The following is a 1,355-nucleotide window of genomic DNA, read 5'->3' as shown; positions in this document are numbered from 1 at the left end:
CTATAGGAACTAAACGCGTTGTTTTAGGTTCTGTGTGTGGGTTTGGTTGTGTGTTGGTCAGAGTGTGGTGTTGGGGTATCTGACTGGTGTGTGGAACTCGTTCCAGTTGATGGCGGTGCCGTAGTGTTCGGGCTCGTCCTGTTCCTGTCTGGTTTCCCGGTTGGGTGCTGGTTGTGGCTGGTGGTGTTCGTCCCTGATCAGGCTGGCGGGGTCGGGGTTGTCGGTTTTCATGTAGCAGTGCCATTCGCAGGCGCGTCTCATGTGGCTCTCGGGTAGGCCGTGGTGTTGCAGGAGGGTGCGTTTGATGGGTGGGTTGACTCCTCCTTCCAGCCGGTTGGTGGTGCGTTCCACTGGCCCGCCGGCGGTGAGTTCGGGTTCCGGGAAGGCGAAGAGCTGCCTGTCTTGGAAGAGGTGTTCGGGCCTGTGGTAGCAGCGGCGGAGTTCCTGGTGGGTCCACCACCAGGATTGGTGGCTGGCTTTGGGGTTGGCTGGGTCGTCCTTGGCCATGGTGCGTTCGTCGATGAGGGTTTTCCATCTTTCGTGCCAGGCGTTCAAGGCCTCACCCCAACGCACCGCTTCCTCGATGGTATGGACCCGGGTGAGCTGGTCGGAGAGTCGCTTGAGTTCCTTGCCGGCCTGAAGTCGTGGTTTGAGTGTCAGGTCGGTTTTGGTGTTGCGTTGCACGTGCACCAGGCAGCGTTGGATGCGCGTGCCCGGCCAGCAGGCATGGCAGGCTTTCTGCACGCCGCGAAGGCCGTCGGTGATGAGCACGTCGGGCCCGGGGATGCGGGAGGACAGGGCCGTGTAGGCCGCCGTGTTCTCCTGATGGCACCACTGCCAGTCGATGACCTGGCCCGTCTGCCCGTCGATCGCTATCAGGAGGCACCAGCCGTGTGCCATATACGTGCCGTCGGCCATGAGCGTGTGATGGACCACCCCGTCCGGTGTGATTGCCGGCTTGATGTTCCAGCACCAGCCGACCCGTTTACGCCAGGCCCTGGCGCCCATGGCCCCCATCTGTTCCTGGGTCCTGCCCGTCAGCGGCCAGTCCGGGAACTCCCTCAACTGCGCGGCGCGGGCCCGGTCCTGCCTGCGCGCGGTGGACGTGATCGAGCAGGACGGACACATCCAGCGCTGCGTGCCTGATCTGTTGCGCCCATGCTTGCGCATCCGCCCATGGCATATGGGGCAATGCCTGGCCCTCTTCGATCTGGTTCTCATTCCCCAATCGAACAGGAACGGGCACCCCTGCAAGACCCCTATTAACAACCCGACCTATTAACAACCACCCAACACGCTTACAGCCACAAGGCCAAACCCCCAACATAAACAACGCGTTTAGTTCCTATAGCCCT

The 1,355-nt window shown here is 61.8% G+C and carries 1 protein-coding gene; it reads right to left on the bottom strand.

The features are described 5' to 3' along the window. Nucleotides 1-57: 57 nt before the first annotated feature. Nucleotides 58-1,221 carry an IS1249 family transposase gene (locus ACGG9J_RS08315; protein WP_390135363.1) on the bottom strand — a complete coding sequence of 388 codons (1,164 nt, stop codon included), beginning with the start codon at nucleotides 1,219-1,221 and terminating at the stop codon, nucleotides 58-60. Between the last annotated feature and the right edge of the window lie 134 nt (nucleotides 1,222-1,355).

The sequence above is a fragment of the Bifidobacterium apicola genome, assembly GCF_042846865.1.
Lineage (GTDB): Bacteria > Actinomycetota > Actinomycetes > Actinomycetales > Bifidobacteriaceae > Bombiscardovia > Bombiscardovia apicola.
This window is presented reverse-complemented; position numbering and strand designations above follow the sequence as displayed.